The 17029-nt window shown below is 63.9% G+C and carries 15 protein-coding genes; 1 reads left to right on the top strand and 14 read right to left on the bottom strand.

Going from position 1 to position 17029, the window contains the following annotated elements; all coding sequences use genetic code 11:
- Positions 1-26: 26 nt before the first annotated feature.
- From IDH44_RS21365 to IDH44_RS21410, 10 genes are all read right to left on the bottom strand, one after another.
- Positions 27-2870 carry an ATP-binding protein gene (locus IDH44_RS21365; protein ID WP_190920852.1) on the bottom strand — a complete coding sequence of 948 codons (2844 nt, stop codon included), beginning with the start codon at positions 2868-2870 and terminating at the stop codon, positions 27-29.
- On the bottom strand, positions 2863-3228 hold the full coding sequence (locus tag IDH44_RS21370) for a response regulator transcription factor (RefSeq protein WP_190920853.1): 366 nt from the start codon (positions 3226-3228) through the stop codon (positions 2863-2865). Before IDH44_RS21370 ends, IDH44_RS21365 begins: the two co-directional genes overlap by 8 nt.
- The gene (locus tag IDH44_RS21375; RefSeq protein ID WP_190920854.1) at positions 3225-5495 is read right to left on the bottom strand and encodes a hypothetical protein; all 2271 of its coding nucleotides are present in this window, start codon (positions 5493-5495) and stop codon (positions 3225-3227) included. Before IDH44_RS21375 ends, IDH44_RS21370 begins: the two co-directional genes overlap by 4 nt.
- A 118-nt stretch (positions 5496-5613) precedes the next feature.
- Entirely contained in the window at positions 5614-6213 is a 600-nt protein-coding gene (gene wrbA, locus IDH44_RS21380; RefSeq protein WP_190920855.1) for an NAD(P)H:quinone oxidoreductase, read from the bottom strand.
- Between the two features lie 127 nt (positions 6214-6340).
- On the bottom strand, positions 6341-7642 hold the full coding sequence (locus tag IDH44_RS21385; protein ID WP_190920856.1) for a DUF4129 domain-containing protein: 1302 nt from the start codon (positions 7640-7642) through the stop codon (positions 6341-6343).
- Positions 7639-8751, bottom strand: coding sequence for a DUF58 domain-containing protein (locus IDH44_RS21390; RefSeq protein ID WP_190920857.1), 1113 nt, complete (start codon positions 8749-8751; stop codon positions 7639-7641). The genes IDH44_RS21385 and IDH44_RS21390 overlap by 4 nt, the downstream gene beginning before the upstream one ends.
- A gap of 11 nt (positions 8752-8762) precedes the next feature.
- On the bottom strand, positions 8763-9719 hold the full coding sequence (locus tag IDH44_RS21395; RefSeq protein WP_190920858.1) for an AAA family ATPase: 957 nt from the start codon (positions 9717-9719) through the stop codon (positions 8763-8765).
- Positions 9720-9736: 17 nt separating this feature from the next.
- Positions 9737-10582: an HAD family hydrolase gene (locus IDH44_RS21400; protein ID WP_190920859.1), complete on the bottom strand. Its 846-nt coding sequence runs from the start codon at positions 10580-10582 to the stop codon at positions 9737-9739.
- A gap of 49 nt (positions 10583-10631) precedes the next feature.
- Positions 10632-11090: a hypothetical protein gene (locus IDH44_RS21405; protein WP_317890231.1), complete on the bottom strand. Its 459-nt coding sequence runs from the start codon at positions 11088-11090 to the stop codon at positions 10632-10634.
- Complete coding sequence (locus tag IDH44_RS21410; protein ID WP_190920860.1) at positions 11087-11596, bottom strand: ADP-heptose synthase; 510 nt, start codon at positions 11594-11596, stop codon at positions 11087-11089. Before IDH44_RS21410 ends, IDH44_RS21405 begins: the two co-directional genes overlap by 4 nt.
- A 154-nt stretch (positions 11597-11750) precedes the next feature.
- On the opposite strand from IDH44_RS21410, the gene IDH44_RS21415 reads away from it, so the two are divergent.
- Positions 11751-12737: a YpdA family putative bacillithiol disulfide reductase gene (locus IDH44_RS21415; protein ID WP_190920861.1), complete on the top strand. Its 987-nt coding sequence runs from the start codon at positions 11751-11753 to the stop codon at positions 12735-12737.
- Between the two features lie 22 nt (positions 12738-12759).
- Here IDH44_RS21415 and IDH44_RS21420 read toward each other — a convergent pair whose 3' ends face one another.
- The 4 genes from IDH44_RS21420 to IDH44_RS21435 form a co-directional block, all read right to left on the bottom strand.
- On the bottom strand, positions 12760-13503 hold the full coding sequence (locus IDH44_RS21420; protein ID WP_190920862.1) for an SDR family NAD(P)-dependent oxidoreductase: 744 nt from the start codon (positions 13501-13503) through the stop codon (positions 12760-12762).
- 131 nt (positions 13504-13634) lie between these two features.
- Positions 13635-15260, bottom strand: coding sequence for an amino acid permease (locus IDH44_RS21425; protein WP_190920863.1), 1626 nt, complete (start codon positions 15258-15260; stop codon positions 13635-13637).
- A gap of 90 nt (positions 15261-15350) precedes the next feature.
- Complete coding sequence (locus IDH44_RS21430) at positions 15351-15962, bottom strand: DUF3298 and DUF4163 domain-containing protein (RefSeq protein ID WP_190920864.1); 612 nt, start codon at positions 15960-15962, stop codon at positions 15351-15353.
- Between the two features lie 132 nt (positions 15963-16094).
- Positions 16095-16823, bottom strand: coding sequence for a phosphonate ABC transporter ATP-binding protein (locus IDH44_RS21435; protein ID WP_190920865.1), 729 nt, complete (start codon positions 16821-16823; stop codon positions 16095-16097).
- Positions 16824-17029 lie beyond the last annotated feature (206 nt).

Below are 17029 nucleotides of genomic sequence, written 5' to 3' on the forward strand. Positions count from 1 at the left end.
CGGAACGCGTCTGGCGAGGACGCAGGTTACGACAGCAATTGTTCCAGATTGCGCAAGAGCTCGCTCGGACGATAGGGCTTGATCAATACCTCCGAAGCACCTGCCTCAAGGGCGCGTTCGCGCTCTTCGTAAGCGGTCGAGATGATGACCGGAATGCGCTGCATCCGCGCATCCTCCCGCATCGCGCCAAATACGTCCCAGCCGGTGAACGGTGTGTCCAAAAACAGATCAAGGACAACCGCATCGGGCAGCTGACGGCGCATTTCTCTCAACGCTTGTTCGCCGTCCGCGAATTGCCGGACCCGCAGGCCCCCTCGCTCCAGCTCTTCCACCAGCAGAGCCGCCAGACTGCGGTCGTTCTCAATTAGCATAACCGACTTTTGCGCGCCGCGCTCTGCAAGCGCCGCGGAACTTTCCCGTTGCGCCGGCTGCACAGGCGGGTCTCCGGCTAGCAGCGGGAGCCGAAACGTGAAGACGCTGCCCCTGCCCTGCTCCGACTCGACCCCGATCTCACCCCGATGCCGGTCCAGAATCTCCTTGACAATCGCCAGGCCAAGACCGGTCCCGCCAATCTCGCGGCGATCCGAGTTGTCGACGCGGTGAAATTTGGTAAAAAGCCGAGGCAGCTCCTCCTGCGGAATGCCCAGGCCTTCGTCCCGGATCTGAACGCTCAGCCATTGCCCGGCAGCACGACTCACAATTTCGATGCGTCCGCCGGCGGGCGAATACTTGACCGCATTGTCGAGCAGATTGGTCAACACTTGGCGCAGCCGCTCCCGATCCGCCAGCACGAGCGCGGATTCGGACTGATCGTCCAGGACGAATTGATGCGCCGCGCTGCGCGCGCGAATCAGCTCGGTCGTCTCCTGCAAGATCGTCGACAGCGACACAGCGCGCATATCGTAAGCCTGACGCCCCGATTCCATCCGCTGCAAATCGAGAAAATCATTAATTAATCCCGTTAACCGATTTGCTTCCTGATAGATCGTCGAAATGTATTTGCGCTGCCGCTCGGGCTTCAGCTCCCGGTGCAAGAGCAGCTCCGCAAATCCGAGCACGCTTGCCAGCGGCGTGCGCAATTCGTGGCTGACCGTGCTTACGAATTCCGATTTCATCCGGTCGACTTCATATTCCCTGGTGATGTCGCGATGCACAATCAGCAAGCCGAATTGGCGGCCCTCCCGAAACAACGGCTCGGTATACAGCTGCATATGCCGCTGCTCCGGCGTCTCCAGCTCGTATCCAAGGCTTCGTCCGGCGCTCGCGCCGCCGTTTTTGAGCGCTTCGCAAATAAAGGCTTCCACCGGCTCGGGCTCGCGCAGCCGAACGCGCATGTGCGCAAGAAACCGATCCAGCGGCAGCTCGATTTCGTGATCGGCGTCCACGCCGAAAAAGTCGCGCATCTGGCCATTGATCTGACGCGTCGTGCCCTCCAGATCCATGAACTGCACGCCTTCGTGAATCGTATCCAGCATGTCGCGGATCATCTGACGCTGCCGCTCGGTCTGCTCGTGCATCTCCAGCTTGTCCAGCGCCAGCGCCGTCTGGGCGGCGATGCCTTCCATCTCGGCCCGCTCCTGGAGGTCGATGGAGCGGCCATAGCGCGTCAGGACGATGCCGCCCTTGAGCACATCCTGCGCGTCCAATATCGGAATGTACAGCTCGCTCGCGGTTAGCTCGGCTTCGTGATAGCCTTGTTCACCCGGTGTGCAAGGCCGCTCCAGCAGGAAGGAAAGGCCGGTCTGAGCAATGCGTCCGTAGGGGCCGTCGCCCATCTCCCCGACGAAGCGGTTGGCCGAGGCTGCCGATATGCCATATCCGGCGTATCGCCGCGGATCGCCTTCCAGCACGATCATGCCTTTGTCGGCGCCTGTCAGCTCGACGGTACGGCTGATGATGACATCGAGCAAATGCTCGACGTGCGACGCCGTTCCGAGCGCCTGGATCAACGCATTGCGTTTTTCCAAAAAACGGGCGCTGTTCTCCATTTGCGCAAATGCGAATTGCAGCTCCTCTTGCTGAGCCTGCAATTCGTCTTGCTGGGCCTGCAGTTCTTCGTTCTGTGCCACCAATTCTTCTTCCTTGTGTTGAATATCGCCGACCATACGCTCAAACGCGCGTGCCAAGTCGCCGATTTCGTCACGGCGCGCCAGCTCGCTTTGCCCTACCGCCTCGCCCTTGCCGATTCGGCTCGCTTGGCGGCTCAGCTGTCCCAGCGGCCCGCCGATATCGGTGGCGACGCGGCGCGCGATGAAAACGGACAGCAGCAAGACGGCAAGAATGTACACGACAAACAAGACGCCCTGCAGCGACAATCGATTCACCAGACGCGTATGCGCTTCGTCGAGGGAAGTCTGGACGCTCCGTTCGACGGTGCGCGCATACGTCATGATCGTATTGACCGGGTTGTCCGGCCCTGCCGGAATGAAGGCGCGCAACGCTTCGAAATCGTTTTGCTGCGCGTACGCGACCGCCTGCGGCAGTCTGTCCTCGAACAACTGATTAAAAAATGCGTCGATTTCTTCGATCATTTCAGTTTCCGTCCGACTCAGGGAGACTGTGCGGACATCCTTTAGCGCTTGTTCGAGTGTCTGCTTCTCCTCGAAAAGCCGCTTGTACTCGTAGTCCGACAAGTAGACAAAATAGCCTCTTGTCCGCATGATCAGCTCCCCGGAATGCGTCGCAATGGCTGAGATAATCGCGCGCTTGTGCTCTGCCTCGTCGGTGCGCAGCTCATACTGGCGCAAAATCGAGTTGGTGCTCCACAGCACATACAGCGCGCCCGCCAAAATCAACAGCACCGCCAGCAGCAGCAGCGAACTGATACGGCTGGTGATGCTGCGCTTGAAGTATCCGCGCCAGTCAGCCACCGAGCATATCCTCCACTCTGGCAACCAGGTCTAGCGGACTGAACGGCTTGGACATGAATGCGTCGGCTCCCGCTTCCAGCGCTTTATCCCGCTCTGTCTGCTGATTTTTAGCCGACAGCATCAGAATTTTTGCATCTGTCGCACTTGCGCCGACTCTGGCCTCGCGAATGACCTCGAGGCCGGTTTTTTTGGGCATCATATAATCCACAATAATCAAATCGTAACGGCCTGCCGCGATTCGATCGCATGCCTCTTGGCCGTCGCAGGCTTCGTCAAGAACGTACCCCTCGTCTTCAAGCGTGTCGACGACCAGCATACGCAGCACCGGCTCGTCCTCCGCCAATAATATCCGTTTCACTTCGTCGTATGTCCTCCCGTAGCGTAATTAAGCGGAGCCAGTGGCGGATAGAGTCTGCCGTAGGCCTCCTTCATTCGCGAATACGACACCTTGAGCCGCTCCTCATAGTCCGGCATATCCCAGCCCTCCCATGTCTCGTGCAGCAGCTCGTCAAGGCTCGGGCCTGGAGCCTGAAGCCCGGCCCGCGGCAGCATATCGAGCACCGCGCCTTGGCCAGGCGCATCCGGCGGTAAGCCGGATTCCGAGCCCAGGGCAGCATATGTCAGCGCCGCAATGCGCAGTCCCTCAGGACCCGGCTCCTGCGGCGACTGGATGCCGAGCAGGCCCCACGGGATACGCAGCTCAAGCAAGGCGCGATCCGCCGATTCGGCCGCATCCGTCAAGGAATCGTAATAGGGCTGCTCCGGATCGGCATTGCCGAAGCGCAGCCGTCCGGTCTCGAGCGAGGCGCCCCCGGCCTCGACAACCAATCGTTCGTAACCATCGCTCGACGCCGTCCAGAGACGCGAGTGGGCCGGGCCCTTTAGATCGACGATGTAATCGAACACTCCGGCACCCGGGTACGCGCCGTCTACCGGCAGCTCGCTCGTCCCGGTCCCGCTGCCGGTGTCGATCAGAATCATCGCATGCGTCCGCTCCCAGTCCCACCGATTCTCACCCGCGCCTTCGAGCAGCACCGCCAAGCCGCGCGCATCGCTAACGACGGCCAGGCGCGCGAGCTGGCCGGGCTGCTGCTGCGCCGACTCGTCCGTCTGCGGAACCGCAGCCGCGGACTCATCGTCGCCCTGCCCCTGCTCGGCGTCGGCCGCCGGCTCCCCCTGCTCCTTGTCATCGGCAAGCAGGCTCACAATCTCACGTTCATTATCCCACTCGTTGGCTGCGCCGTCTACCGTGATTCGCTGCGCCGCCGCCCCCGGCTCGAACCCGAGCAAGCCGTAATGCTGGGCGCTGTCCTGCGCGTCCGACCACATCGCCCGGCTCGTATCCGCAGTCGCCGCTGCGCCGGGCTCCCGCGGCGGAAGCCCCTGAGCCCCGGCTGTCGCGTACCAGCTGTCCTGCCAAGCGAATACCGCACCGCCGGCCATGCCTTGCTCGTAAATATCCTCGAACCTGGCGGCATTGTAATCGCCCTGCTCGGCCTCGCTCAAGTAGCCTGCAATCGTCCCGTCCCTTGCGCTGACGCCGCGCGCCGCGGACGCGCCGAATCCGCTGATGACCACTGGCATCGCATAACGCTCGCGCAGATTGCGAAGGTAGCCTGCAAAACGATTCGGCTCGCCGCGATGGTCGACGAATACATCCGCCTCTCCACCCGGTTCGGTCTCCGGCAGGCCAGAATGGCTCGGAAAAAGTTCGACGGCCGCAAAATAGCCGCCTTTCAGCGCCGCTCGCGGCAGAATTGCCCCCGCATCGACAACTGCGGAGCTCTCCTCCTCGAGCTCGCCGCGCATCGCAGTCAGGATACCGACCGGCCGCTGCCACGCATAACGCCGCTGCTCGTAATCGACCGCGTAATCCAGCATTCTCGCCGCCCATACCTCTGCCGCGCCGGCATCGTCCCGTACGTCGAAGTAGCGGCCGGAAAAACCGGTATTCGCTTCAGACGCAGGGGCTGCTGCGCGGGACTGCTCCAGCTCGGGCAGCTCCAGGACAAGGCCGAGCACATAAGCGGATACGTCCGCGCCCGACCCGGCTTTGTCGGCTTCATTAGATACCGCTGCGTCCGATGCAGCTGTGTCCGCGCCGTCGTCGCCGTGCAAGGCATCGATGGTGCGCGCGATCTCCGCTTCGTACCGCTCCTGCAGGTCGCCGCCCTCGCCGCTCTTCCCGCCTGCCGGGCTGAACGCGATCCCCTGCAGCACGTACAGCGGCTGCTTGGCTTGCTTGTTGTACGCCGCCATTGCTTCGTACAAGGCGGCCGGCTGCTTGCCCGACACCTGAATCACGTTGGCGTTCATATCGCCGATTGCCGCCAGCCAGCGCGCGTATTCCTCCTGCGTCACGGCCTGCTCCCCCGGGAGATGCCCCGGCTTGGAGGCGCCCAGCGCGACGCCCTTGAGCAACTGCTCTTGCCAGCCCCCTTGCTGGTACAACTCGAGATAGCGATCGCCCGCTCTGGCCGATATCCGGGTCTGCGCCTCGGTCGCCACCGGCTCCTCGGCCGGGGCCGGACGGGCGGCCTGCCACGCCCACCAGATTCCCGCCGCTGCCAAGACCGCTAGCGCGCCCCCTGCAACGAGCCCTCGTTTGCTGCGTCGTGTTCGCATGATAGCCCCCCTTCCATAGTCGGCAGTCCGACAAATGCCAAAACGGCTTCGCGGCCCTATGGGCCCGAAGCCGCGGTTCTTTTTTCCCGTGCCGCCATGCTGTGCTTGACGCTGTTCGTCAGCGCTGCAGCTTCGCTGCTACATCAAGCAGACGCTTCGTCTGCACCTTCACCGCATCCAGCACCTTCTCGTCGAAGTTGCCTTGCATGTCTGCCGTAGCGCTGGCGCCGTAAGGATTGCCTCCCGTCTCGAAGAGCACCGGGTCCGTGTATCCGGGAGCCACCACAATTGCGCCCCAGTGGTACATCGTCGTATACAGCGCCAGGATCGTCGCCTCCTGGCCTCCGTGTGGATTGCTGGCCGAGGACATGGCGCTTACCGCTTTGTCGATCAGCTTGCCCTCCGCCCACAAGCCGCCGGTGCTGTCTATCAGCTGCTTCAGTTGAGCGGCGACATTGCCGTAGCGGGTAGGCGTGCTGAACAGGATCGCATCGGCCCATTCCAGATCGCCCGGCGTCGCGACCGGCACATCCCGGGTCGCCTCGACATGCGCCTTCCAAGCCGGATTTGCATCGATGGCTTCCTGGGGCGCGAGCTCGGCCGCCCGCACGAAGCGCACTTCTGCGCCGCGATGCTGCGCCTCGCGTTCGGCAGCGCGGGCCATCGCATAATTGGTGCCGGTGGAGCTGTAGTATACAATAGCTAGCTTGATTGTCATCCGTCGATCCCTCCTTAGGTAAGCAGCTTGGTACGATTTGCGCAGCTGCACATATGCCTTACCTTACCCGTTCGGACGGCGGACGACACAAGCGGCGCCTGATTTTTATACGCCGGCGGAGGAGGCACTAGCCGCCTCGCCTTGGCTGTTGGCGGCCGGCCTCCGAGAGCGCCTGCAATTCTTCGTCGCCGAGCTCGTCCCCGCTGTAGCGGACGCGCTCGTACAGGTCGGTCAGCGCAGCGCGCAATCCGGGGTCGGCGTCGGCGCGCAGCTCCAGCTCGCGCAGCGTCTCGCGCGGCGTCAGGTGCGCCCGCGGCGTGTAGCCGCGCTTGATAGCCGCCGCCAGCGTGCGCCGATAGAGCTGACGCACCTGCTCGGCGTTGGTGAGCGGCCCTTGCTTGCGCGGCTCGGAGCGGCGAGCGCCGCGTCCCTTGCCCGGACGCCAGGCGAAGCCATCGAACAGCGATTCCACCTCGTCCACGTATCCGGCTTGCGGCGGCGCCGCTTCCGTACGGCCGAGCCGGCGCAACAGATAACGGTACACTCTCGCTACGAGCGGAGGCAGACGCTTGAACGCCTGCACGACGAGCACGACGACGAGCGCGATCAGCAAGGCATAGACGACGACCAGCAGGATGCGTTCCAGCCACTCCATCCAGACCGCCGGCTCGCGCGTCTCCTCCGGAAGCTGCATCGGCGGCTGCTCTGCGGGCGGCTGCTCGGGCGGGAGCTGTTGCTCCCCGCCGCCCAGGCCGTCCAGCCAGGCGGCGATGCGATCGCGCAGCCAGCGCACGAGCGCATCAAGCTGCTGGAGCAGGCCGAGCACGACCGCGACGGCGAACAGCGCGAGCACCTGGCCGCGATTGTGCCGCAGCACCGAGCCCGCTACAGCCGGACGTGACGCATCGGAGAACGTCTCCTGCCGGATCGTGCCTCGACTCATCGCCAGCAGCGTCGTCAGCAGCGCCGCCAGCCCTGGCCAGACGAGCGCCTGGGGGCGCACGCCGAGATTCGGATTGAGCGCCGCCAGCGCCGAGACGATGAAGTAAACGCCCAGGCCGACCAGATAGGCGGCGAGCGGAAAGCGCGCGAGCCATAGCTCGCCGTGCATCCTTGCCCCGCGCCATACCGACCACGCGGCGGGAATCGCCGCGGCTGCGGCTGCGCCCGGATGCGAAGCAAGCGCGAAGCCGCACAATCCGCCGATCAATAGCGAGTAGAGCAGCACGGCCAGTCGGTTGCGCAGCCACGCCGGGTGCGCCAGCAGCCAGCCTGCGCCTTGCAGCAGCGGCAGCGCCACGAGCCAGCTCCACATCGCCTGCGGCGGCAGCAGCAGCGTCCCGAGCACGAGCAGCGGCGCGAGATACAGCAGCGTCTCCGCCGCGCCCCGCAGCACCGCCAGTCCTAGTCCTGCAATCCGGCTTTTCATCGGCGCACGCCTCCTTTGCCCGATTCACGCTCGGTGGGCGGCAGCCGGAGCACCCGCACGCCATGTCCCCTGCGGCTCAGCTCGTCAAGTCGCGCCTGCATCCCCTCGTTCACATAGGCGGTCAGCACGCAATAATCGAGCCTGCCGTCGCTCTGCTCCGCCTCGGCAGCGAGCAGATCGGCGAACGGCTCGGCAGCCTGCACCTCCAGATGCGCCATCGTCTCATACAGGCCGCTCAGATGCGCGTCTCCAGCGGACGGGCCGACCCGCACGCCGGCGCCGGCTGAGCGCGACGCTCTGGCGTTGGTCGCGAATCCCGCCTCCATGCCGTGGCGCACCGCATATTCGGCCAGCCCTGCCGCATAGGAGATGCCCAGCTCCGCCCGCTCGACATCGTTGACGACGTTCCACATCCGCTCGTGATCCTCGATGTTCAGGACGATCATCAGCCGGTGATCGGCCGTCGTATCGTGCTGATGCACCTGCAGTCCGCCAGTCCGGGCCGTCGCCTTCCAGTTGACGCTCTTGAGGCTGTCGCCGGGCCGGTACGCCCGCACGCCTGAGGTCATGAAGGGGTCCTCCACGATCCAGCGCTGCACGACCAGATCGCCCTGCCAGCTCTGCGAAGGCAGCGCCAGCTCGTCCGGCAGCAGCGGGAGCGGATAGACTGTGAGCCGCGCATCCAGAGCGACGCGCCGGGTCGTGCGATTCATGCCGAGCGCGTCGCCGCAGGTCAGCGAGACGCCCTGTACGGTGTAGATCCCCCGCTTCGTACAGGTCACATGGTGGGTGCGCGTGATTTGCGTATACGGCATCATGCTGAAGAAGCTTTTGTGATTCTGCATGTATTCGCCGCTGCTGATGTCCAGGTTGCTCTCATGCTCGAATCGAAGGCCCGCATGCAGCAGCGACTCGACCCGGAGCCAGGGCAGCGGGAGCAGCTTGCGATTGGCGATGCGCTCCACCATCGCGATCCGATCCCCGGCGAAGCAGCGCACCTCGCTAAAGCTGCGCGTATAATCGAGCCGGCGCTGACCCAGGCGCGCATATACCCAGCCTTGTGCCCCCGCGACCAGCGCCATCATGACGAGCAGCCAATGTATCGCCATCGGCCGCCCCGTTAGCGCACCGGCTCCTCGGCCGGCACGGGCGCGCGCTCCAGCACCTCGGCGACGATGCGCGCCGCCTCGTCGGCGCGGCTGCGCTGCAGGCCGACAGGGATGACGCGATGGGCCAGCACGGGCTCCGCCATCGCCTTGACGTCGTCCGGCGTCGCATAATCTCGGCCCTGCAGGACGGCGTGGGCCTGCACCGCGCGCAGCAGCGCCTGACTGCCGCGCGGACTGACGCCGACGGCGAGCGACTCGTGCGTGCGTGTCAGCTCCACCACGCGCAGCAAGTAATCCAGCACGTCGTCGCTGACCCTCACGGCCGTATAGGCCGCCTGCGCCTGCAGCAGTTCGTCCGTCTCGGCCACCGGCCGCAGACGGGCGAGCGGATTGTCGCCGCGGAAGCGCTTTAGAATCGCGAGCCCTTCCTCGTGCGACGGGTAGCCCATTCGCAGCTTGAACAAAAAGCGGTCCAACTGCGCCTCGGGCAGCGGAAAGGTGCCTTGGTGCTCGACCGGATTCTGCGTGGCGATGACCAGGAAGGGCGCGGCCAGCGTATGCGTCTCGCCGTCGATGCTGACCTGACGCTCTTCCATGCATTCAAGCAAACTCGACTGCGTGCGCGGGGTGGCGCGATTGATCTCGTCGGCGAGCAGGACATTTGTAAATAGCGGTCCCGGCCGAAATTCGAAATCGCCGGATTGCTGGTTAAAAAACTGAATGCCGCTCAGATCGGACGGCAGCAAATCCGGCGTAAATTGCACGCGCTTGAACGTCCCGTGCAGCGACTGCGCCAGCGCCTTCGCCAGCAGTGTTTTGCCGGTCCCCGGCATGTCCTCCAGCAGCACATGACCGGAGGTGATCATCGCAATCAGGAGGCGATCGATCATCTCCTCCTTGCCGACGATGACCTCGGCGACATTGCCCTTGATACGCTGCGCCAGTGCGTGTATGTCCTTCAATTCCATGCGACCTCTCCTCATCCTCAAGATTGCGGCAGCAGATGCCTGGCGACATAACGCGCCACGCCGTCTGCGTCATTCGACTCCGCGATCGCGTCGGCCAAGTCGAGCAGAGACGGATGCGCGCCCTCGACTGCGACTCTGGTGCCGGCGAGCTCGAACAAGCCGACGTCGTTGATCTGATCGCCGAAAACCAGCACCTCCTGCGGATCGATCCCCGTCAGCTCGCACCACAGACGCAGTCCGTCGCGCTTGTTGGCGCGCGGATGGCTGAATTCGAGGAAATAATGATCCGGGATATAGCGGTCCTTCATCAGATGCGTATAGATGCGTTCGTCCAGCGCGGCCTTCGCCGCATCCTGCAGCGCTTTCAGCTCCTCGTACCGGCCGATATACGTCACGATCAGCGTCCGGCAATCCTCCGGACACGTCAGCCGCTCCAGCTCCCGAAATCGCGGATCGCCCGGGCGCGAGGCAAAAAAGGCACGCTCGCCCTCCCGCACCAGCTGCTCGTGCAGCACACGCTCCGTATCCTCGCGATCGAGCAAAAAAAGAAACGGCGACAATCCCCGGGCTCTGCCCAGCGCCAGCAGCTCGCCGGTCGCAGCGGGATCGAGCCAGCTCCCGCCCAATACGCGCCGATCTGCGGGATCCAGCAGCATGGCGCCGTTGTATACGATCAGCGGCTGCCGCCAGCGGATCGGCTTGACGATCGGATGGGCGCTGACGTGGCTGCGCGCCGTCGCATACGCGGCGGCCCCTCCGCGCTCGATCCAGCCGTTGAAGACGCTGGCGGCGTACGGGGACAGCGTCGCGTCGGAGCGCAGCAGCGTGCCGTCGAGATCGGTGACGACCGCTTTGATTCGCATAGGTCCTCGCGTCCTTTCGCCATAAGCTATGGGCTTGCGGGCGCCTCCGCTAGTGCGGCAGCAGCCGCGCGCAGCGGTAGAGCAGCGTGCAGAATGATCGATTATACCCGACGTGCATGGACGACAGATCGTAGATGCGACGCTGCGGATCGTAAGTGGCGCACAAGCGATGCCGCATTCTCGCGATCGCCAGCTCGACATAGCGATCCGCCGCCTCGGAGGCGTGAATCGTCACATACGCGTACAGCGAGTGCTCCAGCGGCTCGTCGAGCGCGCTCACGCCGGCGCACGAATATTCGGTCTCGACGCCTTTGCGCCGCAGCTCCGTCAGAGCCGGCAGCAGCTCGTGATCGACAGTCAGCTCGCGCCATTGCACGAGCCGCTTGCCGCGCACCCGCACCTTGTCCCGCTGCAGCCACTGCTCCAGCTCCTCGCGCCGCCTGCGCCAGCGCCGCTGTTCGTGCGGCGTCAGCAAGCGCTCCTCGCGCCCGTTCAGATCGTTCGTCACTCCGCGGGCACGCCTTCTTCGACGGCAAATTCGAAATCCTCGATGTCATACACCTGAACCGGTACCTCACCCTCGATGATCCGGTCCTGCAGCTCCACCTGATCGGAGAGCAGCGGAATCTCGAGCTTCATCGCCGTCAGGAGCAGCTCGGTTTCGATCGGGTCGAAATATTCGCCGTAATGGGCGTTGTCCACCGCTTGCACGACGACGAAGGAGATGCTCTCGTTCAATAGCAGGGGCGGGCTCTCCCGCCAAGGCGCCTGCAGCGCGCGTTCAATTTTTTTGCGGTTGAAGGGATCCTCGAAAAACGCAATCAATTCGCCGATTTTGCTGCGCACATGCGCCTCGTCGCCCGGGTCTTCCATAATGGCTTCCTCGCCCTCGCGCATATCGTAAAGCTCCATAATGCTGGAATACGGAATGACGTACTCAACCGGACGGCTCGGCACCAGCAGATGCCCGTATGTAGCTACCATCACCGCTTCGATCACAAAGCGCCGTCGCATGTCCTGTTCCTCCTTGCTTGGTTGCGGGCTCAAAGCCCGGCACGCATTTATTTTCCGCTTATTATACCGCATCCGGACAAAATTTGTCACTGCGCTTGCACAGCGGTAAAATAAAATAATGAAACTTGGCAAACGCAAGGAGTGGAACCTCAATATGCAAACCGAGCAAGTCATCATCATCGGGGCCGGGCCGTGCGGTCTCGCCGCGGCGCTGGAGCTGAAGGCGGCCGGCATCGAAGCGCTGATCATCGAAAAACGAAACGTCGTGCACTCGATTTCGCAATATCCGGTCAATATGTTTTTTTTCAGCTCGGCCGAGCTGCTGGAGATCGGCGGCGTGCCCTTCACAAGCGCGCAGGCCAAGCCTTCGCGCCTGGAGGCGCTTAACTACTATCGCACTGTCGCGCTGCGCAATCGCGTCCGCATCCGCGCCTATGAGACGGTGACGGCGGTCGATGCCGCCGCAGGCGGCGGTTTTGTCGTAACCAGCGAAGACCGCTACGGCGAAGCCCACCAATGCCATGCCGCTCACGTCGTCGTCGCGACCGGGTACTTCGATCATCCGAACCTGCTCGGCATCCCGGGTGAGACGAGCGACAAGGTGACGCACTTCTTTCGCGAAGCGCACCCGTACACGGGCATGAAGGTGGCGATCATCGGGGGCAGCAATTCGGCGATCGACGCCGCGCTGGAGCTGGAGAAGGTCGGCGCCGAGGTGACCGTCGTCTATCGGGGCGAGGATTATTCGCCGAGCATCAAGCCCTGGGTGCTGCCGATTTTTCAGAGCCTGGCGGCCAAGTCTCGCATCGCGATTCGCTTCCGCTCGCGCGTCGTGGCGATCGAGCCGCGCCGGATCGTGGTCGAATCGTCCGCGGGGACCGAGCATCTGGACAATGACTTCGTGCTGGCGCTCACCGGGTTTCATCCCGACCGGCAATTCCTCTCCCGAATCGGCGTTACGATGGAAGCGGAGGGATACCCGACGTTTCACGAGGAGACGATGGAGACCAACGTTCCCGACATCTACCTTGCGGGCGTGGTCGCTTCCCGCCACGAGGCCAACGAGATCTTTATCGAGACCGGCCGCTTTCACGGACGCAAAATCGCCGCGCATTTGCTAGCCAAGCGCGGCCGGTCCTGAGCGCGCGTGCGCAGCCGCCGAATCAAGGCTCGTAGATCATTTTGCTGGTCATGCCCCCGTCGACAACCAGATTGATCCCCGTGACAAAATCGTTGGTCGGATCGGTCAAATACAAGCACGCCTTGGCGATGTCGTCCGGACGGCCGACGCGGCCCGAAAAATGCTGTTCGTGATCCTGCAGCCGCAGCGCATCGTAATCGCCTGTCTCGATCCATCCCGGACTCACGCAATTGACCGTAATGCGGTCGGGGGCGAGCGAAGCGGCCAGCGCATGAGTCAAGGCCAGCAGTCCGCCTTTGGAGGCGGCGTACGCTTCGGAATGCGGCTCGGACATGAGGGCGCGAGTCGAAGCAATATTGACGATCGCCCCGCCCCCCTCCTGCCGACGCATCAGCTTGGCCGCCTCCCTCGCGCAGAGGAAGCTGCCGCGCAGATTCGTATTCAGCACGCTGTCCCATTCTTCCCAGCTCAGCTCGTACGGACTCTTGCCGATCCCGAAGCCGGCGTTGTTGATCAGCACGTCGACACTGCCGAGCTGCTCGCCGGCGACGGCGATCATCGCGGCGACCGCCTCCGGGTCGCGCAGATCCACCGCCTCGGCATACACCTCCCGACCGACCCCGGAGGCGGCGATCCGGCCGGCCTCCTCCAGTACGCCCGTCTCGTTCTTGTCCGCCAGCATCACTCGATAGCCCTTGGCCGCGTACGATTCGGCCAGAATATGGCCGATCCCGCCCGCAGCTCCTGTAATAATCGCTCCCAGCATGATTGCATTCGCTCCCTTCCTGCATCGTAAGGTTCATTATAGAGACTGGCCCGGCGCATGGCAAATAACCCCTTCGGCGACAGGAGTCGCCGAAGGGGCCATCGGGCCGGGCTGCGCCGGCCCTTCTTTCGTCAAGGCTGCGGGTAGCGCCGCTCGATGCGCCTCAGCTCTTCGAGCGCTGGCGCAGCCGGGTCTGCAAGCTTGCGGCGGGCAGGCAGCCGCGTCATCAATAAGCGTCCGACGGCCGCCGCACCCAGCACGGACACGAGCATCACGAGCAAACGAAGCTCTGCGAGAACAGCCGCCCCGGCCGCACTGACGAGCAGCCACAGCAGCGCCGTCCAGCGCAGCCACGGGCCGAGCCGGCCAGTATGCCAGGGCCCGCGCAGCAGCCTGCGGCGAAGCAGCAGCAGAGCGAGCGGCACGGCGGCGGCGCTCTGGGTGCAGAGCACCGACCAGGCGGCCAAGCCGACGACCCGCGTCGAGCCGCCGCCCGGCCACGGGTCGAACAGGGCCAGCGCCGCCGTCGCCAGCAGGACGCCTAGCGCCGTCACTGCCAGCATGCGGACCGGGACGCGCGGGCGGACCGGCACGGACGCGAGCCAGCGCGCCAGCCTTGTACGCCCATCGCGCTGTACCGCATACCACATGCGCGCGCTGCCGGCGAGCACGCCGATGCCTGCAGCCCACAGAGCTGCGATCGCGCCACATGTCAGGATGGAATAGAGCGGTCCGTCCCAGCGCGCCGCCAGAGCCGATACGGATCGGAGCCAGGCGGCGGCGTCATCGCCGATCGCGATCGGGTCGGGCGCTGCCAGCAGCAGTACAGCGAAGCATACGTACACGATCAGCAAGCTGTACGCGACAGCCAAAAACGAGCTCCACGGCGCCTGCGCCGCTGCGCCGCTCGTCTCCTCGCTGCGGTAAGCGCCGGCATCCGAGCCGCCGAACAGCCGAGCGAGCAGCACGACCGTCAGTCCCATGACGGCAACGCTCGCCTCCCCCGCTCCCCCGCCCGGCGCGGCCGTGAACAAAAAGGTTGTCGGCTGCAGCGCAGCGCCGCCCGCCCACACCAGGACGGCCGCAAGCGCGGCAAGCGCTCCCAGCTGGCAAGCCGCATGCCATGCCATCATGCGGCGCAGCCATCGGCCGCCGCACGCCGCAACGACCTGCAGTGCCAGCAGCAGCGCGGCAGCGGCGGCGATCAACGGCAAGCCGGCCGGCTGCGGAAACGCAAGCCCCAGCAGCAGCTCCGCCGCCGTCCAATTCAGCAGCACGATCAGGCCGGCGTCGCCCAGGCCCTTGAGCCAGGCGGCGAGCCAGCCCCATCCCTTGCCGCCGGTCGCCAGCGCCCAGTGATAGACGCCGCCCGCAGTCGGCACGGCAGAGGCCAGCTCGGCCTGGGCCGCCGCTACCGGCAGGGCGAGCAGACCGGCCAGCCCGATCCCGCACCCTACGGCCCACGGTCCGGCCAGCGCATACGCCGGACCGAAGAGCGTCATTGCGAGCGGCAGCGCCGCCAGCGCCCCAAAAGCCGCGGCGAACGCCGCGCCGCCCTCAAGCTCGCGGCTCAACTGCTGGGCATACCCCGCCCGATTCAGCGTGTACTTGTCCTCGGCATAACGCAGATAGCGGGACATCCGGCCTCCGCTCGCTTTGCCCGAATTGCCCGTGTGGCGGTGCGCTGCGAGCGCAATTAGCAGGATGAGCAGGCCGCTTGCGGGGAGCAGGAGCAAGCCCACGAGCGTATGCAACATCGCGTCCACCTCCCACCCTAACTTATGAGCGTGGACGCGTATTCAGCACCATTACCAGCAGCATGTGCGATTCACCGACGCCTCTGACCGTTAATCGTTGGCGATCATCGGACCGAGCGGACCCTCCTCGTTGACGATCTCCTGCACCGAGTAGGAGGAGATCGGAAAATACGGGAAGCCGTACACGTAAGGCGTCAATTCATAGAGCTGGAAGTAAATGACCAGCGCACGATCCGCGATATAAAAGTCCTGATCCGCCCGAATGCGCGTGAACGGCTCGAGCACCGGGACATCGCGCGACTTGATCTGCGCGGCCACCTGTTCCGACAGCTTGCCGACGTAATCGCTTCCGGGCTTGAACAGCTCCGCGAGCGAATAGCGCTTGCCCGTATCGGTCATGAAGGTCAGCGAACGCTGCAGCGTCAGACCGTGGGCGCCGCCGGTATACGCGTAATTGAATAACGACAGACTGAGGACCTCTTTTTCGTTTGTTTTGACCTCGAACCAGCCGATCATCTGCGCCCGCGGATCGTCCAGCGATCCTTGATCGCGGATCAACTGCTCGGCCTCGCGGCGAATCTCCTCGTTGATTTTGCGCTCCGCCTCGCGGCTTGCGAGGCCCGTGACGACGGGCAGCCACAGCTCGATCTTGGGATACGTCGTGCGGTAGGGCCGTATCACGGCCGGGACCTGGAATGCCATAGCGCTTAGACACCTGCCTATTTAACGGAATGCTCCATACTATGCACCCGCCCACCGCGCCGTACCTGTCTGCCGCTCTGCGCCCTTGACCACGCGCCCGATCGAGCTGCCGCCACCGGACACCGCCCCGCGTTATTCGAGCTTGAGCTTCTCGCCGTGCGTGAGCCGGCGCCCCCGAATGTCGACCACGAGCCTGCCCTCGTTCAGACCGAGGATGCGGTCGGCGAATCGCTCCGCCCACTCGCTCTGGTGCAGGACGGCGACGACGATGAGCCGCTGCTTGCGGCAGAGCGCCTTCAGGTCGGTCAGGATCTGCTCCGCGGCATGCGGGTCGAGTCCGGACACCGGCTCGTCCGCGAGCAAGACCTTGGCACCGTGTACGAGCGCCCTGGAGATCGCGACCCTTTGCCGTTCCCCGCCGCTGAGCTTGTCCGCTTTCTGATGGGCTTTTTCCAGCAGTCCGACCTTTTCGATCGTGTCCATAGCGCCCATATAATCGTCGTTGCGCACCATGCCGGTAACCATGCGCCATAGCGGCGTTTGCGACTGTGTGCCGATCAGCACGTTTTTGAGCGCGCTTTTGTTGGGCGACAGCGCCGGCTTTTCCTCGAGAATGGCGAATTCGCGACGAATTTTTCGCCTGCCTGTCCAGCCCTGCTTCAGCACATCGTCGCCTTGAACGAAGTATTCGCCGGACGTCCAGCGCTCTTTCAGACCCAGACATTTCAGCAGCATCGTTTTTCCGCTGCCGCTGGCGCCTACGACGGCGACAAATTCGCCGTGCTGCACATCAAAGCTGATGTCGTGCAAAATTTTGGGGCCCCCGGGAATTTTTTTGGTCAGGTGGCTTACCTTGATCATGGACATGCTCCTTTTGCGTTTATCGTCTGTATTTAGTTTAAGGGTACAAGGCGAAACGAGCAAGCCGTCTTTGCGGCGCGTGAAGTTTCGTTCCGAGAAATCTAGACATGCATGGGATCAGCTTTATGCATTCTATGATTTCAAGGCGAAACGAGCAAGCCGTCTTTGCGGCGCGTGAAGTTTCGTTCCGAGAAATCTAGATAGGC

The sequence above is a fragment of the Paenibacillus sabuli genome (assembly GCF_014705605.1).
Classification (GTDB): Bacteria; Bacillota; Bacilli; order Paenibacillales; family Paenibacillaceae; genus Paenibacillus_D; species Paenibacillus_D sabuli.

Bases quoted from the DNA above. Each gene is read 5' to 3' on its own strand.
- IDH44_RS21375 (WP_190920854.1), bottom strand. From the start codon at position 5,495: ATGCGAACACGACGCAGCAAACGAGGGCTCGTTGCAGGGGGCGCGCTA.
- wrbA (WP_190920855.1), bottom strand. From the start codon at position 6,213: ATGACAATCAAGCTAGCTATTGTATACTACAGCTCCACCGGCACCAAT.
- IDH44_RS21385 (WP_190920856.1), bottom strand. From the start codon at position 7,642: ATGAAAAGCCGGATTGCAGGACTAGGACTGGCGGTGCTGCGGGGCGCG.
- IDH44_RS21390 (WP_190920857.1), bottom strand. From the start codon at position 8,751: ATGGCGATACATTGGCTGCTCGTCATGATGGCGCTGGTCGCGGGGGCA.
- IDH44_RS21395 (WP_190920858.1), bottom strand. From the start codon at position 9,719: ATGGAATTGAAGGACATACACGCACTGGCGCAGCGTATCAAGGGCAAT.
- IDH44_RS21400 (WP_190920859.1), bottom strand. From the start codon at position 10,582: ATGCGAATCAAAGCGGTCGTCACCGATCTCGACGGCACGCTGCTGCGC.
- IDH44_RS21410 (WP_190920860.1), bottom strand. From the start codon at position 11,596: ATGCGACGGCGCTTTGTGATCGAAGCGGTGATGGTAGCTACATACGGG.
- IDH44_RS21415 (WP_190920861.1), top strand. From the start codon at position 11,751: ATGCAAACCGAGCAAGTCATCATCATCGGGGCCGGGCCGTGCGGTCTC.
- IDH44_RS21420 (WP_190920862.1), bottom strand. From the start codon at position 13,503: ATGCTGGGAGCGATTATTACAGGAGCTGCGGGCGGGATCGGCCATATT.
- IDH44_RS21425 (WP_190920863.1), bottom strand. From the start codon at position 15,260: ATGTTGCATACGCTCGTGGGCTTGCTCCTGCTCCCCGCAAGCGGCCTG.
- IDH44_RS21430 (WP_190920864.1), bottom strand. From the start codon at position 15,962: ATGGCATTCCAGGTCCCGGCCGTGATACGGCCCTACCGCACGACGTAT.
- IDH44_RS21435 (WP_190920865.1), bottom strand. From the start codon at position 16,823: ATGATCAAGGTAAGCCACCTGACCAAAAAAATTCCCGGGGGCCCCAAA.